Raw genomic sequence first — 17,637 nt, 5'->3', positions numbered from 1 at the left:
CCACGGGTAGGAACAGGCAGCTTCAAGTACCGGAGAGTACTGTTGATCCATCATGACCAGAACGCTCCGCACCTTGACAGTCCCTTTGGATGGAGAATCGACTCCCGGGGGGCTGCCGTCGTATCTGGTGCGGGACGATGTCCTCTGCTGGACCCGCCGCGAAGCCGGCCTTGTGGGCTTCGGCGAGGTGGCACGGTTCACGGCCACCGGCCCGGAGCGCTTCCTGGAGGCCGACATCTGGTGGCGTCACCTCGTCATCGAGGCGGACATCACCGACCACGTCGAATGCCCGGGCACCGGCCCGGTGGCCTTCGGCTCGTTCGCGTTCTCCAAGGTTTCGGCCCACGAGTCGCGGCTGATCGTGCCGGAGATCGTGGTGGGCCTCCGTGACGGCCGCACCTGGCTCACCCAGATAAGGGCCGACGACGGCGAACTCACCGAAGAGGGCGCCCTCGCCGCACTGAACGGGTGGCTGGAGGCGTCCGAGCCCGCCGCCCCTGGTTCCTCCGCTCCTGGTTCGTCCGCTCCGACCGCCTCCCGGGGTACCCCCGCTGCCTCCCGTGGCGACGTGCCCGCTGAGGCGGGGACCGCCGTCGGGCGTTCAGAGACTGCCACCCTGCAGACCGGTTCTCTGAGCGAAGAGGACTGGATGACCGCGGTCGCCGCCGGGGTGGCCGAAATCCGCACCGGCCGGCTGGAGAAGCTGGTTCTTGCCCGGGACGTCGTCGCCACAGTCCCGGACGGCGTTAACGCGGCGGAAGTGCTCCGCGAGCTCGCCGTGCGGTACCGCGAATGCTGGACCTACGGAGTGGACGGACTGGTGGGTGCCACGCCCGAAATGCTGATCCAGGTGGAAGGCCGCACAGCGCAGGCCCGCGTCCTGGCGGGAACCCTGGACCGCCGCGACGCTGTCGGCGAGGCCGGGCTCCCGCTGGACTATGCCGAGCGCGTGCTGGCTGGCTCCGAAAAGCAGCGGCACGAGCACGAGATCGCGATCCAGTCACTGACCACGCAGCTGGCGCCATTCTCGGAGGCGATGAACGCGCACAGCGAACCGTTCATCCTGGAGCTCCCGAACGTGTGGCATCTGGCGTCGGACGTCAAGGCGGAGCTCACCGAGGTGGAGGGGCACGTCCCCACGTGCCTTGCCCTGATCAACGCGCTTCACCCCACGGCGGCGGTGTGCGGCACGCCAACGCAGGTGGCCGGTGCCCTTATCCGCAAACTCGAACACCTGGACCGCGGGCCGTACGCCGGGCCTGTGGGGTGGCTCGATGCCGCGGGGAATGGCGAATGGGGCATCGCCCTGCGCGGAGCCGTCATCGAATCGCCGAACACCGTCCGGTTATATGCCGGCTGCGGAATAGTCGAGGGATCGCATCCCGAGGCCGAGCTGGCGGAGACGTGGGCCAAGTTCCGTCCGATGCTGGAATCGCTGGGCATCAGCAGCTAGGGCTACCGTCAACGCCAGGTTGGGACTGGGCTATGCGGGCGGGGTGGCGTAGATTGGCAGAGTCCGGGATTCCAGACACGTGACGGTGCCAAGGTCTTGAAATCCGGTGTGATTTAGTTGTCCAATGGTGAAACTAAGTTTTCTGTGATGCACATCTCTTATTCAGAGATACACTATGAACCGCTTTAGACCCGCATACTCCTGCAACAAAAGGTAAGAAACATGCAGCTCAAGTCCCTTGCCACGGCCAAGCTCAGCGCCAAGGCCGCCGCAATCCTCGCTGTCGGGGCCCTGAGCCTCACCGCATGCGGCGGGGGCGGCTCGGCTCCCGCGGCAAGCAGCAGCACTGGCAGCGTTCAGCTCATCAACGCCGGCAAGCTCACTGTCTGCTCGGACATTCCCTACGAGCCGTTCGAATTCCAGAAGGACGGCAAAAACGTCGGCTTCGACATGGACATCGCGGCCGAGCTCGCCACGGATATGAAGGCCGAGCTCAACGTGGTGGACAGCTCCTTCGAGGCTATCGAAACCGGGACGGCCCTGACCCAGTGCGACGTCTCGATCTCCTCCATCTCCATCACGGACACCCGCAAGTCCGTCATGGACTTCTCCAACCCGTACCTGAACGATGACCTGACCCTGGTTGCCACCGAGGCGTCCGGCATCACCAACATCGACAGCGCCAAGGGCAAGAAGGTGGGCGTCCAGCAGGCCACCACCGGTGCGCAGTACGCCAAGGACAAGGGCCTCGACGCGCAGCAGTTCGAGGACACCGGACTCCTGGTCCAGGCCCTCAAGGCAGGCACCATCGACGCCGCGCTCGGCAACCAGTCGGTTCTCGGCTATGCCATCAAGGACGATGCCAAGATCAAGCGCGTCGAAAACTACGCCACCGGTGAGAAGCTCGGCATCGCCATCAAGAAGGGCAACACCGCCATGGCTGATCAGGTCAACTCGACCCTCAAGCGCCTGGCCGACGGCGGCTCCTTGAAGAAGTACGAGACCACCTGGTTCGGCGAAGCAGCCAAGTAAGCCAGCGCTTCGGCCTGAGACCTACGCAGCCGGGGCCCCGTTCAGGATCTGCTCAGCAGTCCGTGCGGGGCCTCAACTGCGCAAAACGAATGTGAGCACACCATGGCAATGACCGCACGTCAACGAGCCAAAGTCAGTCTGTACATCCAAGCCGGAATCTTCGTCGTGGCCGTGTCCGCACTGATTCTGGCAACGGACTGGAAGACCGTCGGCAACAGCGTCTTCAACTTCGGCAAGATCGGCCCGATGTTCCCCGGAATCATCCTCGTCGGCCTGAAGAACACCCTGATCTACACCGCGCTGGCGTTTGTCGTCGGCCTGTCCGGCGGCCTCCTGCTGGCACTCATGAAGCTGTCCACCTTCCCCCTGTACCGCTGGATTGCCACCGGCTACATCGAATTCTTCCGCGGCGTGCCGGCGCTGCTGGTGTTCATTGCGTTCGGCTACGGCGTGCCACTGGCCTTCGGCGTTTCATGGGACGTCAACATCGTGGTGATGGTTTCCCTCGGCATGGTGGCCTCCGCCTACATCGCCGAGACCCTGCGCGCCGGCCTGCAGGCCGTTCCGAAGGGACAGATGGAAGCCGCGCGGTCGCTCGGCATGCCGATGTGGCGGGCCATGGTCACCATCGTGATCCCGCAGGCCTTCCGGATTGTGCTGCCGCCGCTGACCAACGAGGTCATCCTGCTGACCAAGGACTCCTCGCTGATCTACGTGCTGGGCCTGACCGCCTCGCAGTACGAGCTCACCAAGTTCGGCCGTGACGGCATCTCCAGCCTCGGCGCGGGCCTCACGCCGCTACTGGTGGCCGGTGCGTTCTACCTGGTGATCACCATCCCGCTGAGCCTCCTGGCCCGGAAGTTCGAAAGCCGCTCCGCGCGGACCAAGCGATAGGCAGAGAAGTCATGAACGACGTCGTAATTCCCTCCCGCAACCACACCGGGTCTGTCCATGCCGCCGGGGTCTCCATCAAGGACCTGCGCAAGTCCTACGGCTCCAACGAGGTCCTCAAGGGCATCAGCCTGGACGTTGCCCCGGGCGAGGTTGTCTGCCTGATCGGCCCGTCCGGCTCGGGCAAGTCCACGCTGCTGCGCTGTGTCAACCTTCTGGAGCAGCCCAACGAGGGCACCATCCACGTGGGCGGCTTCGAGGCCACCGACCTGGACGTGGACATCGACAAGATGCGCCGCAAAGTGGGCATGGTGTTCCAGCAGTTCAACCTGTTCCCGCACCTGAATGCGCTGCGCAACTGCACCGTGGCGCAGACCAAGGTGCTCAAGCGCTCCCAGGCCGAGGCTGACAACGTGGCCCAGGCCAACCTTGACCGCGTGGGGTTGGGGCACCTCGCCGACCGCTTCCCGGACCAGCTGTCCGGCGGCCAGCAGCAGCGCGTGGCCATCGCCCGGGCGCTGAGCATGGACCCCGAGCTGATGCTTTTCGATGAGCCCACGTCCGCTCTGGACCCCGAGACCGTGGGCGATGTCCTCTCTGTCATGCGGAACCTGGCCAAGGAAGGCATGACCATGCTCGTGGTCACGCATGAGATGGGATTCGCCCGGGAAGTCGCCGACCGCGTGGTCTTCATGGACGGCGGCGTGGTGGTGGAGGAAGGCGTGGCCGAGCACGTCATCAGCTCGCCCACGCAGGGCCGCACCAAGGAATTCCTCAAGCGCGTGCTGGACCCGACGCACATCGAGATCGCAGAGTAGGCTTCTTCGCTGCGCTTCTCGCTTGACGCTGCGCAAATGCCCTGACGCTACTGGAATTCCGGTAGCGCCGGGGCATTTGCGTGTCACGGGGGAATTTGCGCATCCGCTGAACGGGCACGACGGCGGGGCACGCCGGCCGTCGCCAGCTTCCGTTCCAGTCGCCCGGGGGTCATTAGGTCCGACCAGATCCACCGGACAACGGCACGACCGGTCGCCCGGATCCGGTCCTCCCTGTACTTTTCATTGACCACGGCTTGGGACGGGCTCCGGCCTTGGAGGTACTCCGGCTTCAGGTACTTGTCGACGCCGTCGAACTCGCCGGCAACCCGGACGCCGCGCCAGTAGTAATCTGCGTAACTAACGAGCCCATCCGCATCACGGACCTCGTACTGCAGGACCGGCGGCTCAAAGCCCTTAATGCTCATGAGGGCACGGCCGTACGACTCTCCCGCTGAACCAGAAAGCGGATCCGCAAAATCAACGGCCGCCGCGATCCTGCGGGCGGCCGCGGACGTGTAGTTTCCCTCGACACCAGCCAAAAGCGCTTCCTTGGACAGAGCCGGTAACCCCTTCCCCTTGTCCGGCCTGAGCACGTGGTCCGGCGGAACGATGGCCTCGGCAAAGGACGTGAACGCCGCGAGATCCAGCACGGTGCGTACCCGTCCGGTGACCAACAGTCCCTCGCGCCGGACCGCCGTCAGGCCAGCCGGATCCGCGTAGTGCCGGCGGACACCGGCACGGGACCGGCCGCCGTCGTTCTGGAGAGTCAGGGCATGCACCACTTCCTGGCGGCCAACCGTGGGGATGCCCCAGACGCTGGCTGCGGAATGGCGGGCAAACACCGTGGGTGAACCGCAGGTTTCCGCTGCGGCACTCACCCGTAGCCGCTATTGCTCCCAGGGTTTGAGGGCATGCCAGGCGACCCCATCCACGTACACGCCGTGCCGGATCCTGACCAGCGCACCGGCATTGGAGCGCCGCGCGAGGTCCTTGGGTGTCAGCCCCTGCTGTATGTGATCGCGGGCGAGAATCAGTCGCGGCAGTTCGGTCATGGATGGAACAATCGCAGCTTTGGGCAGCGCCGAACAGCGGCGATCGGGGCTATGTGGAAAATCCGGCCGACGCCCTTTGACGACGCGCACCTTGCTCCGCGACGCGCACATTGCCCCGCGCCCATGGAATTCCCGTAGCGTCAGGTATTTTCCGCGTCGAAGGGCGGAAAGCTAGTCCGCAAGCACGCCCGCCACGGCCGCGCTCACTGCCGCCTTGATCCGTGCGTGCAGGGCACGGAGGTCGTGCCGGTCGGTGCGCACCTCGATGATGGTGCGCCCGGCGAAGGGTGCGGCAAGCGCTTCGGCGAGTCCCGCCGTCGTACTCACCGCGCAGTGCCCGACGCCGTACGCTGCGGCGAGTGCCGCAATGTCCACTGAGTGCGGGGTGCCGAAGAGGCGTTCGACGGCGTCTCCGTAGCCGCCTGCCTCCGCCACCGCGCCGTGCTCCAGGAGGCTGAAGATGGCGCCGCCGGAGTCGTTGAGCACCACGATGCGCAGGTCGGGCTGAGCTTCGTCGGCGCCGAGGAGGAGGCTGCCGGCGTCGTGCAGGAAGGTGACGTCGCCCAGCAGCAGGGTGGTTTCCTGGTGGCCGCCGAGCGCGATGCCGGTGGCGGCGGAGATGGTGCCGTCGATTCCGGCGAGGCCGCGGTTGGCGAAGACTGTGGCCGACGGTCCGGGGGCGGGCTGGCCGGCGAGGTCGGCGTCGCGGATGCCGTTGGACGAGCCGAGGACCAGTTGGCCGCGCGAGTGCTGCCAGACGAGGGCGCCGACGGCCGGGCCGGTCGCCGCTTCGGCGTCGGCGAGTATGCCGTCTATGGCATGCTGGGCGGCGGCCCCCGCAAGCAGCCAGGCGTCGAGCCACGCCGAGGAACCGCGGCCCGCGAACTCCGCCAGTTCGGTCAGGCTTGTGATCGGGGTTTCGCGGCGGCGGCCCGGCTCGTGCCAGGCCACCGGGACGGGCTCGTACAGGGCGGCGGGGATGTCTGCCCGGGCCAGCAGTGCCGAGACGGGCCTGGAAAGTGTGGGACGTCCGAACACCACCGCGCGTTCGATCGGCTGCGCTGCCTCGGGGCCGAAGTGCTCCAGCAGCAGCCGGTACGGGCCCACAGCGTTCGGTCCGAACCGCGAGTTGGACGACGGCTCGGCCAGCAGGGGAAGGCCGTGCGCGCGGGCGAACGCCTCGGCGACCGGCCCGGCGTCGTGCCCTGCGAGCACTACTGTGCGGCACTCGGGCAGATCTGACGTTGTGTGCGTCAGGGTCATGGTGAGCGGCTCGGTGCCGATCCGGAACGTGCCGTGTCCGCGCTGTTCGGGCAGCCGCTCCCCCGCCTCCGGGACCAGCGGATCGCGGAACGCAAGGTTGAGCTGCACGGGCCCGGGCGGCGAGTCCTCGAAGGCCCCCGTGGCGGCGGCGAGGGCTGTGTCCACGGCGCGCTGGGGGCTGTCGCCGGCTGGGACGTCGACGGCGAAGCGCACGTGCTCGCCGAAAAGGTCCAGTTGGACGGTGGTCTGGTTTGCGCCGGTGCCGCGCAGCTCCTCCGGCCTGTCGGCCGAGAGCACGACGAGCGGCACAGCGGCGTGGTTGGCTTCCATGACCGCAGGCAGGAGATTCCCGACGGCGGTCCCTGAAGTGGTCAGGACAGCCACCGGAGCGCCGGTGGCCAGGGCAAGGCCCAGGGCGGTGAAGCCGGCGGAACGCTCATCGATCCGGACCAGCAGGTCCACCCTGCCCGCCGCCGACGCTTCCGCCAGCGCGTACGCCATGGGGGCCGACCGCGAACCCGGTGCGACCACCACGTACCTGACACCGCCGTCGAGCAGCGCGGCGACCGTGATTCTGGCCGCGGCCATCGATGTCAGACGGCTTTGGGGGCCGGCCAGCGGGGTGGAGTGCGTCTCGCTGCCCTGGCCGGCGGGCGGGGTGGAGTGCGCTGGAATGCTGACGCTGCCCGCACGGGCCTGCCTCGTAGGTGCCGCGCTGCCGGCGACGGGCCCTGTGGGCCTGGAGATAGCGGGCGCGGAAGGCTCGGTTTGGTCCTCGGAAGTCACCGAACCAGTCTGCCACCATCCCAACCCTCCCGCAGATCCCGCCCTCCCCCGCCACAGGACCTGCGAGAGGGTCGGCCAGAAACCCACAGAACCTGCGAGAGGGTCGGCCAGAAAGCCACAGGACCTGCGAGAGGGTCGACCAGAAACCCACAGGACCTGCGAGAGGGTCGACCAGAAAGCCACAGGACCTGCGAGAGGGTCGGGAGCGGAGCCCCTACGCGCTCTTGCGGAAGACCTGGATCACGGACGGCCGCGGTGCCCGGACCTGGCCGCGCTTCGGTGTGGCACCGGCAGGCACGTAGTCCGGGAAGTACGAGTGCGGCGCCTCGAAGGTGCCTTCCTCGCCCGGGTGCTGCACGGAAACGAAAACAGTGCGTTCGTCGTCGTGGACGATGGGGCCGCACGTTTCGGCGTCGCGCGGGACGGCGAGGAACTGCTCCACGCGGCCGCGCTCGGTGCCTTCCAGGGTGACTTTGAAAAGCCCGTCCGCCTTGCCGATCCCGGAGGGGGCGCCGTCGGTGGAGATCCAGAGGTTGCCCACGGAGTCGAAGGCCAGGTTGTCCGGGCAGGAGATCGCCGAGACCTGGTCTGCCGGGAAACCGGAGAAGTAGGTGACGTCGCCGGTAGCGGGATCACCGCAGACCATCAGCAGGTTCCACGTGAACTTCGTCGAGGTCTGGTCGCCGTTCTCGGTGATCTCGACGATGTGGCCGTCCCGGTTTTCGTTGCGCGGGTTGACCTCCGTGGCGCCTTCCTTGCCCACCTTGCCGCGGTCGGAGTTGTTGGTGCAGGCCACGTAGACCTTGCCGGTGTGCAGACTCGGCTGGACGTCCTCGCAGCGGTCCATCTTGGTGGGGCCCACCTTGTCCGCGGCCAGTCGCGTGTAGACGAGCACTTCCTCCACGGACATCCCGGCGACCTTGGACTTCCCGCTCACCACGAGGGGCAGCCATTCGCCGGTGCCGTCGAAGGAACCGTCGGCCGGAACCGAACCGGAGCCGTCGATCTGGGACGCCGGTGCGTCGCCGGTGAACTTGGCCACGTACAGGTCGCCCTCGGAGAGCAGCGTCATGTTGTGACGGCGGTTCCCGTCGATGAACTTGTTCTTTGAGACGAACTTGTACAGGTAGTCGAAGCGCTCGTCGTCGCCCATGTAGGCCACAACGTGCCCGGACCTGGCCACGATCACGTTGGCGCCTTCGTGCTTGAAGCGGCCCAGGGAAGAGTGCTTCTTCGGGGTGGAGGTGGGGTCGAACGGGTCGACTTCCACGATCCAGCCGAAGCGGTTGGTTTCGTTCTCGTAGCCGGAGTTGTTGGCGTCGAAGCGCGGGTCATCAAGTTCCCACTGGCGGGCCGTGGGCTTGTTGGTGAGGCCGTAGCGCTTATCGGCGGCGGACGTGCCCGGGGCGACGAAGTAGCCGTTGAAGTTCTCCTCGCCGGACAGGACGGTGCCCCACGGCGTGGTGCCGCCGGAGCAGTTGCCCAGCGTGCCGTTGATCCAGCGTCCGGCCGGATCGGCAGTCGTTTTGACGAGGAGGGAGCCGGCGACGGGCCCCGTCAGCTCGTAGCGGGTGCTGTTAAGGTACCGCCGGTTCAGGCCGGCGCCCTTCACGTAGCTCCACGGCTGGTTCTTGTTCTTACGCTCCAGCTCCACCACGGTCAGCCCGTGGGCGGCGGCACCGACGGCCCGCATCTCGGCGGCCGGCATCGTGGCCGGGAACATGATGTTCTCGTTGGTGTACTCATGGTTGGCGAAGAGCAGGGCGCGGCGGCCCTTGCTGCCCGGGATCTCCAGGATGTCCGAGTAGTCGTTGTTGTAGCCGAACTGCCGCGACTGTGCAGCGGCGGTCTGGTTCGTGAGATCGAACGCGGGGGCGTCGTTGAAGATCGGGTCACCCCAGCGGATGACTGGCTGCCAGGTGAAGCCTGCCGGAACCGTCACGGCGTCGACGTCGGTGCCGATGGAGGGAATGGCGGTGAACTGAAGCTTGGACGTGCCCGCGCGGCCGTAACCGTTCGTCGCGGCGGCCGACAGGCCGGTCCCGCCGTCGGCAACGGCAGTTTCGGAAGAAGTCAGGGAGCCGCCGAGTACGACGGCGAGAGCACCGGCGGCGCCGAAGCCCAGGGCGGCGCGGCGGGACAGGGTGGTGGACGCGATGTCACGGAAGTAGCTGTTGGAGCTGGTGTTGCAGACGTCGCCAGCGCAGGCGTTGTCGCACTTCAGCGCACAGGTGACGGGGCTGCGCTTGCCTTTGGTGTGGCCGAGCATAGGCAGCAGGGCAAACTTGCGCCCGGGGATTTCAGACATGGAGAGACCTTCCAAGGTATGAGATGCGGTCCCGGCCACCCTTCCAGCGAGAACTAAATGTGAGAGGACGCTCTGGTTAAGATCCGGTGAACTTACAGACCTGTAAGTTCATGTTCGCGGCGCAAGAAGAAGCAACTACCGGGCGCCGGCGGGTCAGCTGATCCGGGCAGGGTTGAGCTTCAGCCGGCGCAGCAGCTGGGCGTTGAGGGCAACGACGATCGTGGACAGGGACATCAGCACCGCGCCGGCGGCCGGTGAGAGCACCACTCCCGCGAAGGCCAGCACACCGCCGGCCAGCGGTACGGAAATGATGTTGTAGCCGGTGGCCCACACCAGGTTCTGCCACATCTTTCGGTAGCTCGCCGTGGACAGATCCACCATGGACAGCACAGACCTGGGATCGTTGCCGGCCAGGATGACGCCTGCTGATTCCACGGCCACGTCCGTGCCGGCGCCGATCGCGATGCCCACTTCCGCCCTGGCCAGCGCCGGCGAATCGTTGACGCCGTCGCCCACCATGGCCACCTTCAGGCCGCGGCCCTGCAGCTCGGCCACCTTCTTGTCCTTGTCCGCAGGGAGCACCTCGGCGAATACCTCGTCGATGTCCAGCTCGGCGGCCACGGCCTGTGCCACCTGCCGGGCGTCGCCGGTGATCATGGCCACCCGGATACCCCGGTGCTGAAGTGCGGAGACAGCCCGCCTCGATTCGTCGCGGACGGCGTCCTCAAGGCTCACCGCTCCGAGAATCCTGTCGCCCTCCACCACGTGCAACACCGCCGCCCCGCGGCCCTTCCAGCGGCTGGTGGCTTCAGCCAATTCTCCGGTTTCCGCAATGCCTAGCTCCCGGAGCAGCGCAGGGCCGCCCACCTGAACGAGGCGGCCGTCCACGGCGGCCCGCACGCCCCTGCCCGTCAGCGACGTGAAGTCAGTGGCCAGGGGAATACGCAGTCCCTGCTCCCGTGCTGCCCGCACAATCGCCCGGGCCACGGGGTGCTCGCTGTCCGCCTCAACCGCGGCGGCGAGACCCAGCAGCTCTTCCCTGCCCACGCCGTCCGCGCCGGCCGCATCCTTGAGTTCCGGTTCGCCCCTGGTCAGCGTCCCGGTTTTGTCGAACAGCACGACGTCGATGGTCCGCATGCTTTCCAGGGCCATCCGGTCCTTGATCAGCACGCCGACGCGGGCGGCCTGCTCGGTGGAGATGGCGATGACCAACGGGATGGCCAGGCCCAGGGCATGCGGGCAGGCGATGACCAGCACGGTGACCGTGCGGGTAACGGCGTCCGGAACGCTGCCGAGCAGGGTCCAGACAATGAACGTGATGACGCCTGCGCCTGCTGCGAAGTAGAAGAGGAAGGCCGCAGCCCTGTCGGCCAGGGCCTGCGCTTTCGACGACGACGCCTGCGCTTCCGCGACCAGCCGCTGGATGCCGGCCAGCGCCGTGTCGTCGCCGACGGCAGTGATGCGGACGCGGACGGAACTGTCCGTAGCTACAGTCCCGGCGACCACGGGGTCGCCCACGCCACGGGGAACAGTCCTGGACTCGCCGGTGATCATGGATTCGTCGAATTCAGCCTGGCCACCGATAATCGTGCCGTCCGCGGGCATCCTGGCTCCGGAACGGACCAGCACGGTGTCGCCGCTCCGGAGCTCCAGGACGCTGACGGTTTCGGTGCCGTGGCCGGTGATTCGCTCGGCCTCGTCCGGCAGCAGTGCCGCTAGCGCGTCGAGCGCCCCCTGGGCGGAACCGAGGGCGCGCATTTCGATCCAGTGGCCCAGCAGCATGATGGCCACGAGCAGTGCCAGCTCCCACCAGAAATCGAGGTCAAATCCGCCGATGCCCAGGCTCGTGGCCCAGGAGGCAGCGAAGGCGACGCTGATGGCCATGCCGATCAGCAGCATCATGCCGGGGCGCCGGGCCTTGAGTTCGGACAGGCCACCGTTGAGGAAGGGCTGGCCACCGTAGAAGAAGATCACTGTACCCAGCACTGGCGGAATCCATGTGGATCCGGGGAACTCGGTCGGCATGTAGCCGAGCAAGTCCCCAAACATGGGGCTGAAGTAGACGACGGGAAAGGACAGGGCAAGGCTGAGCCAGAACCTGTTCTTGAACATGGCAGTGCTGTGCCCGGCATGCTGGCCGTGCGTGTGCACCTCATGATCGCCGTCCGGCCGCGTGGCATTCATCGCGTGGTCCGAGTGGCTTTCGGTGAGGCCGTTGGTTCCGCGCCCTAAATGCGCGTGAGTTGTTGCGTCTGATCCAGGCATTTCAGTTCGTTCCTTCACGGAAAGAGGTGATGAGGATGCTGGGGTTGAACGGCTGTAACGGCCCGGGACGGGAGGCCTGGACAAACCACTTCACTGACAACACGATTAACATACCCCCGGGGGGTATGTTCGTCAAGGACCGCCGGTCACTCGATCTCCGCGTAGGCGCGGCGCAGCCGGGCTAGCCACCATTCCCTCCTCTCCGAAGAGGCGGCGTACTGCTCCAGCAGCCCCTGGTCGGCGAAGGCCTCACGGAGCCGGATGGCGCCGTCGTCGGCCACCAGCGGATCAACGGTGACGTCCCCGGCCAGGAGTGACACCGTCCCCAGGCCGCACGCGTAGGGCAGCTCCGGCAGGGCGGCAGCAAGCGCAAGGCCCGCACGGATTCCCACGGACGTGTCCAGCGCGGAACTCACCACGGCGGGCATCCCGGCCTGCGCGACGATGCTGAGCGCACGCCGCACTCCCCCCAGTGGCGCCACCTTGACCACGATCAGATCGGCGGCGCCGGCGCGGGCCACTTTGAGCGGATCGTCTTCCTTGCGCACGCTTTCGTCGGCCGCGATCAGCACCGGAATACCCGCCGAGCGCAGACTGCGGCGGACCTCGGCAAGGCCCTCGATGTCCGGCGCCGGCTGCTCCGCGTATTCCAGCCCGACGCCGGCCAGCCTGGTGAGTGCTTCCACGGCCTCCGGAACGTCCCAGCCTCCGTTGGCATCCACACGGATGGCGGCGTCCGGCAGTGCGGCGCGGACCGCGTCCACCCGGGCGGCGTCGTCGTCGAGGGTCTGCCCGCGCTCGGCGACCTTGATCTTGACGGCGTCCACGCGGCCGAACCGGGCCAGGATTTCCGGCACCTGCGCGGCGGGGACCGCCGGCACCGTGGCATTGACGGGGATGCTGGTCCGGAGTGGCTCCGGGAAACCACGCCAGCCGGCCTCAATGGCGGCGGCGAGCCACCGGGAGGCTTCGGCGTCGCCGTATTCCGGGAAGGCGCCGAACTCGCCCCAGCCTACGGGTCCCTTTAACAGGAGCGTTTCGCGTTCGAGGATGCCGCGGAACTTCACCCGCATGGGCAGCACCACCACGTGGGCGGCGCCGATCAGCTCCTCAACAGGGGGCATGTCGCCCGGAGAACGCAACGCCGGCGCGGAAAGCGACGGAAAATGGGAAGGCCCGGGAGGCCGTTCGGCAGGCATGGCTTCACTGTACCGGTGCCCCAAGCCGCCGCCTCAGCAGGAATCACGCTATGTGGACAAGCCTCCCGAACGAGCCGCGTCCCTCACTCCGGTCGGGTGGCATGCCCCAGAATGTGAGCCACCGGCGGGGCGAGCGGATGACCGGAGAAACCGAAACGCTCGTTGTCCTTCACCTGAAATCCTGCAGCACTGATGGCCTCCAGCGTGTCCCTGTTGGGGTGGCAGCCGCCCGCCACCCGCTGCCAGCCGGGCGCCAGCACGTCCTCCGCCGCGGCAATGATCCGGCGGCTGGAGCGGACATGCTCGTAAAAGGCCAGCGTTCCACCCGGGCGCAGCACGCGAAAGACTTCCGCCAGGACGCCTGCTTGGTCCGCAACGCTGCACAGAACCAGGCTGCAGACCACCGCATTCGCGCCGGCATCCGGCGCCGGGATGTGTTCGGCCGATCCCGCAACCAGGACAACGGGTACCGGGGCCGAAGCCGCCCGCCGGTCGGCCAGTCCGCGCAGATAGTCGTCCGGTTCAATGGCCAGGACGTCCGTCACGGTCTCCGGGTACAGCGCAAACGATGACCCCTCGCCGGCCCCGATTTCGATTACGCTTCCTTGCAAACCGGACAACAGGCGCCGGCGGTGGTCGGCGCCTCCTCGGCGGTTCATCCCGACGACGGCCCGTGCGTATGCGCGGGCAAAGCGGGGGTGCTGCAGTCCAGCGGGACCTTCCGGGCTCTGCGATGTCATTTGACTGAGCTTTCTTTGAACGACGCCGGCCCCCCAACGTCGTGGGGGGACCGGCGGCTTTTGGGGCGGCGCCCTGTTGACGAGGGAGCCGCGATTGAGACCTAGCAAATTGTGTGGTGCAGGAATGTTGTGCAGGAATGTTGTGCAGAAATGTTGTGCAGAAATTAGGAGGGAAACCGAGAAACGGCCTTTTGGGCCTGCAATTGGGCGCGTTGCCGTTATGGCCTGGGAAGTCCGGGCCAGATCGCGACCCCCAAGACCGCAATCCAGCCGACGGGCAAGTGCCACGACAGCAGGACGAGCCGCTGCACCCCAATGCAGCAAGCCTAAACCTTCAAAAACGGCGGCACCGCCGCTGCACCCAAGACCCAAAGGACCCACAGAGATCCAAGGATCCCAAGGCTCCTAGGAACCCCAAGCGCCGAAGGTTCCTAGGGAACCGGCTGCGGCACCCCAGGGACGTCCCCCGGGACGTCGTCGTCGATGTCATCGTAGACGTCGGCGGCCAGATCCGCCTCGACGCCGACGCCGAACCGGGCAATCACTGTGGTCCCCCGTCCGGGAGCCGACATCACCTGCAGGGTCCCGCCGGCCTCGCAGATGGTGTCCCGCATGATCCGCAGGCCGAAGTGGCCCTCGGGTGATCCCAAGCTCTGGTCAAAACCGCAGCCGTCGTCGTGGATCCGGATTTCGGAGCGTTTCCCGTCCTGCCTGAGCTGGAGCTCGGCGTTGGCCGCTTTGGAATGCTTGGCCGTGTTGGCCAGGGCCTCCCGCGCCACTCGGTAGAACAGGGCGGCACGGTCCCGGTCCAGCTCGCACTTGGCCGGAAGCTCGAGCGCGAGGCTGATTCCGCGTTCCTCAAGTGGATCACCCAGTCTGGCAAGGGCGCCTGACAGGCCCAGCCGGTTGAGGTCCGGCGGGTAGAGCTCGCTGGTCATCGCGCGCAGGCTCCGGACGTTATCCTGCAGGATCCGCCGGGCATCAGCGAAAAGCTGGCGCTGGCCTACCGGACCGTGCAGCTCCTCGGATTCCAGCACGTAGGACAAACCCGAGAGGTCCTGGATCACTTCATCGTGCAGGTCACGCGCAATCCGCTGGCGTTCCAGTTCCGAGGCTTCAATGGCTCGGTGCAGGAGGCGGCTGCGGGCGGCCTCATAGGCCTGGATACGCTTTGCGAGCCTAACGGCCGGGAAAAGTTGTGCCAATTGCAGCACGCCCAATGCAAGGAGGAAGGGCGGCGCCATGCCGAACAGCACCGCAGTCTGCTCCAGGCGGACAGCACCGACGTCGTAGTAGGCCTCGAACACGAGCAGCTCACCGTTGGGTGCAGTGACGGGAACGTAGACCTCAACCAATTCCTCGGTGGAGGCTCCCGGCGAACTGACCTCGTCCTTCTGCATATCCAGGTTGGCCGGCACATCCTGGCCGTTCAGCACCTCGGCGGCCTCCCCGGGCAGCTCGAACGTCTGCCCGATCAGCTTGGGGTCCTCCGAGTAGACGATGCGCCCGTTCTTGTTCCAGAGCCTGATTTCAAAGACAGACCGGTCATCCATCCAGGGACGAAGCCGCGCATCGAGGCGCGCCACCGCGGCCGGGTTTCCGGACAGCACTGATTTGTCCAGGAGCGGCCCCACCACGTTCTGCGCCAATTGCTCCGTGGAGTGCTCCGAATTCTGCAGCGCATGTCTTTCGGCCTCGGACCAGATCCAAAAGGCCACTGGCGTGATAACCACAACCAGGGCCACCAGACCCATGAGCAGGAAACGACGGACGGCCTTGAAGACTTCGGAACGCTCGGATGCCGGCGATTCCAGCGGACGGAACAGTACAGGCCTCCGGAGGGATGGCCTAGCCATTGGACGGCTGCTCGAGCATGCCGCGCCGTGAAGCTTCCATAACCGATTCGAGCTGAGAATGGGTTCCCAGCTTGGCGAAGATTGCCTTCACGTAGCCCCGGCAGGTGTTGAGCGAGATGTCCAGCTTGCTTGCCACTTCCTTTGAACCGTGACCGCCGGCCATCAGCCTGAGCACGTCCAGCTCGCGCGGCGTCAGCACCGGACCGCCCGGCTCCACTTCGCGGACAGCCGCGGCGGGCTTCGGAGTGCTCATGCCCAGCTGTGCGACCAGCGACGGGTGAACAACCATGTTGCCGGCCCGTGCGTACCGGAGCGTATCCAGGAGCGTGGACAGCGAGCCGCCCTTGGGAAGGAAGGCGCAGATGCCCATCGAGGCGGCTGTGCGCAGCGCCTCCGGAGTCGGGTCGCCGGTCAGCATCACGATCCGCGTCTGTGGAGCATCCGCCAGGATGCGGGCAGCGGCGGTGAGGCCGTCGCCGTCGGGCAGGTGGTAGTCCATGATTACCACGTCGGGCTTGAGCGCCATGCTCTGCTCGACGCCGCTCTTGGCGGTGGTGGCCGAGGCCACGCTGCGCAGGTCCGGCTCGCGGTCCAGGGCAGCGGTGAGCAGCTCAGTGAAGGTGCTGTGGTCGTCGATGGTCAGGATGCTGATCTCCCGCATACGCTGAGAAGAAAGCGGGGGAAGCGGTGAATCCCCGTCGGACAGGTCAGCAGCTTCATCATCGCTCACGGCGGTTGCCTGGAGCAGCCGGGCGTGCGCATCGCGCAGAGCCCGCCCGGGCAGGCAGCCGATCTCCTGGTCCATGACACGGCGGCAGCGTCCGTACGCCCGAAGCGCCTCCATGTACTGTCCGGATTCCTCGAGGCCCAGCACCAGTGCGGTCCAGGCCCTTTCGTTGATGGGGTCATCCAGGAGCAGTTCGCTGGCGAGGGCCACGGCGCGCTCCGGCTGGCCCACGGTGACGGCGGCTTCGGCGGCCCGGGCCTTGATGCTGGCCACGCGGGCTGCGTGCAGCGCCCGTTCCTCTTCGGCCCAGCCGGCTAGGAGCTCATCGCCGAGCAGCGGCACCGAGGCGATCTCCAGTGCCTTCTCAAGCATCTTGTAGGACTCCGCGGGGGCGGCGTGTCCGGCCTGCTTCAGGAGATCGTCGAACCGGTCAAGGTCCAGGTCCACCGCGGCGCGGTCAATCAAGTATCCGCCGGTGACGGTCCGAAGCGCTCCGCCCTTGCCTGAGCCCGGCTGCAGGTGGCGCCGCAGGACGCTGACATAGCTTTCGAGGGTGGACAGGGCCTCGGCGGGAGGCTGGCCGTTCCACAGGACGTCGATCAGGTGGTTCTTGGAAACCGGTGTTCCGAGCTTGAGCAACAAGATCTCAAGGACCTGCCGCGGTTTCGGGCCGCCCAGCTCGTGGGATCCGATGACCACGTTTCCGCGGCGGACCTTGAGCGGACCCAGGATGCTGATCGAGAGCCGCGCCGGCGCTCCACCCTCACCCTCTGAGGCTGTCGGAAAGTGTTCGTCTTCGTGGACTCTCCTTGACCAGCGAGTGTCCTCTGCAACTGTCTGAACCATCTTGCACCTACTATCCCCATGACTGCATTCCCCATGAATGGCTTGGACTCATACTTGTCAATCAGGCAAGCACGGGCACGAGTAGCGGGTACTCGAATTTTCGGGAAAGGACTACTTGGTTGCTTCCCCAGCCAAGGGGTGACCACTTGGCTTGGCCCCTTCAGGCATCCCCCTTAAACCTTGGGGATGGGGCGTCTGGGGCTACAAAAGTGCAAGTTTTTCCCAAGAACTCAGGCGTAGTTTGGTATTACCGCAGTTCCCAGCGGCGTTCATGCGATCCTCACCCCGGAGGACCGCCAGATATGCATGAAATGGGTGACCTCATGACGCTGACCGTGGCCGTACCCAGTACAAGCAAGTACTCCGAGTACCCGGCAATGCGTGGTGTTTTCGGTGGCCCC

13 protein-coding genes are annotated in these 17,637 nt (G+C 66.5%); 4 read left to right on the top strand and 9 right to left on the bottom strand.

Annotation, left to right across the window (positions count from 1 at the left end; translation table 11 throughout):
- Positions 1 to 52 precede the first annotated feature (52 nt).
- The 4 genes from AC1DD3_RS07365 (at position 53) to AC1DD3_RS07350 (ending at position 4,194) form a co-directional block, all read left to right on the top strand.
- Positions 53 to 1,453 carry an isochorismate synthase gene (locus AC1DD3_RS07365; RefSeq protein WP_476881343.1) on the top strand — a complete coding sequence of 467 codons (1,401 nt, stop codon included), beginning with the start codon at positions 53 to 55 and terminating at the stop codon, positions 1,451 to 1,453.
- Positions 1,454 to 1,675: 222 nt separating this feature from the next.
- Complete coding sequence (locus tag AC1DD3_RS07360) at positions 1,676 to 2,485, top strand: ABC transporter substrate-binding protein (RefSeq protein WP_230121214.1); 810 nt, start codon at positions 1,676 to 1,678, stop codon at positions 2,483 to 2,485.
- Positions 2,486 to 2,587: 102 nt separating this feature from the next.
- Positions 2,588 to 3,379: an amino acid ABC transporter permease gene (locus AC1DD3_RS07355; RefSeq protein WP_476881342.1), complete on the top strand. Its 792-nt coding sequence runs from the start codon at positions 2,588 to 2,590 to the stop codon at positions 3,377 to 3,379.
- Between the two features lie 11 nt (positions 3,380 to 3,390).
- A complete protein-coding gene (locus AC1DD3_RS07350) occupies positions 3,391 to 4,194 on the top strand; it encodes an amino acid ABC transporter ATP-binding protein (protein ID WP_230121212.1) in 804 nt (267 codons plus the stop codon).
- Positions 4,195 to 4,277: 83 nt separating this feature from the next.
- Here the strand turns inward: AC1DD3_RS07350 and AC1DD3_RS07345 are convergent, their stop codons facing one another.
- From AC1DD3_RS07345 to AC1DD3_RS07305, 9 genes are all read right to left on the bottom strand, one after another.
- A complete protein-coding gene (locus tag AC1DD3_RS07345; RefSeq protein ID WP_230121211.1) occupies positions 4,278 to 5,072 on the bottom strand; it encodes a hypothetical protein in 795 nt (264 codons plus the stop codon).
- A gap of 9 nt (positions 5,073 to 5,081) precedes the next feature.
- Positions 5,082 to 5,246 (bottom strand): type IV toxin-antitoxin system AbiEi family antitoxin domain-containing protein, encoded by a 165-nt coding sequence (locus AC1DD3_RS07340; protein WP_230121210.1) that lies wholly within the window; start codon positions 5,244 to 5,246, stop codon positions 5,082 to 5,084.
- A 171-nt stretch (positions 5,247 to 5,417) separates the two neighbouring features.
- The gene (menD, locus tag AC1DD3_RS07335) at positions 5,418 to 7,097 is read right to left on the bottom strand and encodes a 2-succinyl-5-enolpyruvyl-6-hydroxy-3-cyclohexene-1-carboxylic-acid synthase (protein WP_476881357.1); all 1,680 of its coding nucleotides are present in this window, start codon (positions 7,095 to 7,097) and stop codon (positions 5,418 to 5,420) included.
- Between the two features lie 412 nt (positions 7,098 to 7,509).
- The gene (locus tag AC1DD3_RS07330; RefSeq protein ID WP_476881341.1) at positions 7,510 to 9,603 is read right to left on the bottom strand and encodes a PhoX family protein; all 2,094 of its coding nucleotides are present in this window, start codon (positions 9,601 to 9,603) and stop codon (positions 7,510 to 7,512) included.
- A 153-nt stretch (positions 9,604 to 9,756) separates the two neighbouring features.
- Positions 9,757 to 11,868 carry a copper-translocating P-type ATPase gene (locus AC1DD3_RS07325; protein ID WP_476881340.1) on the bottom strand — a complete coding sequence of 704 codons (2,112 nt, stop codon included), beginning with the start codon at positions 11,866 to 11,868 and terminating at the stop codon, positions 9,757 to 9,759.
- Positions 11,869 to 12,014: 146 nt separating this feature from the next.
- Positions 12,015 to 12,992, bottom strand: coding sequence for an o-succinylbenzoate synthase (locus tag AC1DD3_RS07320; protein ID WP_476881356.1), 978 nt, complete (start codon positions 12,990 to 12,992; stop codon positions 12,015 to 12,017).
- Between the two features lie 158 nt (positions 12,993 to 13,150).
- Positions 13,151 to 13,807: a class I SAM-dependent methyltransferase gene (locus tag AC1DD3_RS07315; protein ID WP_230118971.1), complete on the bottom strand. Its 657-nt coding sequence runs from the start codon at positions 13,805 to 13,807 to the stop codon at positions 13,151 to 13,153.
- Between the two features lie 431 nt (positions 13,808 to 14,238).
- The gene (locus AC1DD3_RS07310; protein WP_230118970.1) at positions 14,239 to 15,663 is read right to left on the bottom strand and encodes a sensor histidine kinase; all 1,425 of its coding nucleotides are present in this window, start codon (positions 15,661 to 15,663) and stop codon (positions 14,239 to 14,241) included.
- Positions 15,656 to 17,236 carry a BTAD domain-containing putative transcriptional regulator gene (locus AC1DD3_RS07305; RefSeq protein ID WP_230118969.1) on the bottom strand — a complete coding sequence of 527 codons (1,581 nt, stop codon included), beginning with the start codon at positions 17,234 to 17,236 and terminating at the stop codon, positions 15,656 to 15,658. Before AC1DD3_RS07305 ends, AC1DD3_RS07310 begins: the two co-directional genes overlap by 8 nt.
- Positions 17,237 to 17,637: the final 401 nt, after the last annotated feature.

It is taken from the genome of Arthrobacter sp. 05T444 (assembly GCF_056395905.1).
This window is presented reverse-complemented; position numbering and strand designations above follow the sequence as displayed.

Excerpts from the sequence above, each read along its gene's own strand:
- AC1DD3_RS07355 (WP_476881342.1), top strand. The coding sequence starts at position 2,588 with ATGGCAATGACCGCACGTCAACGAGCCAAAGTCAGTCTGTACATCCAA.
- AC1DD3_RS07360 (WP_230121214.1), top strand. The coding sequence starts at position 1,676 with ATGCAGCTCAAGTCCCTTGCCACGGCCAAGCTCAGCGCCAAGGCCGCC.
- AC1DD3_RS07365 (WP_476881343.1), top strand. The coding sequence starts at position 53 with ATGACCAGAACGCTCCGCACCTTGACAGTCCCTTTGGATGGAGAATCG.
- AC1DD3_RS07315 (WP_230118971.1), bottom strand. The coding sequence starts at position 13,807 with ATGACATCGCAGAGCCCGGAAGGTCCCGCTGGACTGCAGCACCCCCGC.
- AC1DD3_RS07340 (WP_230121210.1), bottom strand. The coding sequence starts at position 5,246 with ATGACCGAACTGCCGCGACTGATTCTCGCCCGCGATCACATACAGCAG.
- AC1DD3_RS07320 (WP_476881356.1), bottom strand. The coding sequence starts at position 12,992 with ATGCCCCCTGTTGAGGAGCTGATCGGCGCCGCCCACGTGGTGGTGCTG.
- AC1DD3_RS07310 (WP_230118970.1), bottom strand. The coding sequence starts at position 15,663 with ATGGCTAGGCCATCCCTCCGGAGGCCTGTACTGTTCCGTCCGCTGGAA.
- AC1DD3_RS07330 (WP_476881341.1), bottom strand. The coding sequence starts at position 9,603 with ATGTCTGAAATCCCCGGGCGCAAGTTTGCCCTGCTGCCTATGCTCGGC.
- AC1DD3_RS07325 (WP_476881340.1), bottom strand. The coding sequence starts at position 11,868 with ATGCCTGGATCAGACGCAACAACTCACGCGCATTTAGGGCGCGGAACC.
- AC1DD3_RS07305 (WP_230118969.1), bottom strand. The coding sequence starts at position 17,236 with ATGGTTCAGACAGTTGCAGAGGACACTCGCTGGTCAAGGAGAGTCCAC.
- menD (WP_476881357.1), bottom strand. The coding sequence starts at position 7,097 with ATGGCCGCGGCCAGAATCACGGTCGCCGCGCTGCTCGACGGCGGTGTC.
- AC1DD3_RS07350 (WP_230121212.1), top strand. The coding sequence starts at position 3,391 with ATGAACGACGTCGTAATTCCCTCCCGCAACCACACCGGGTCTGTCCAT.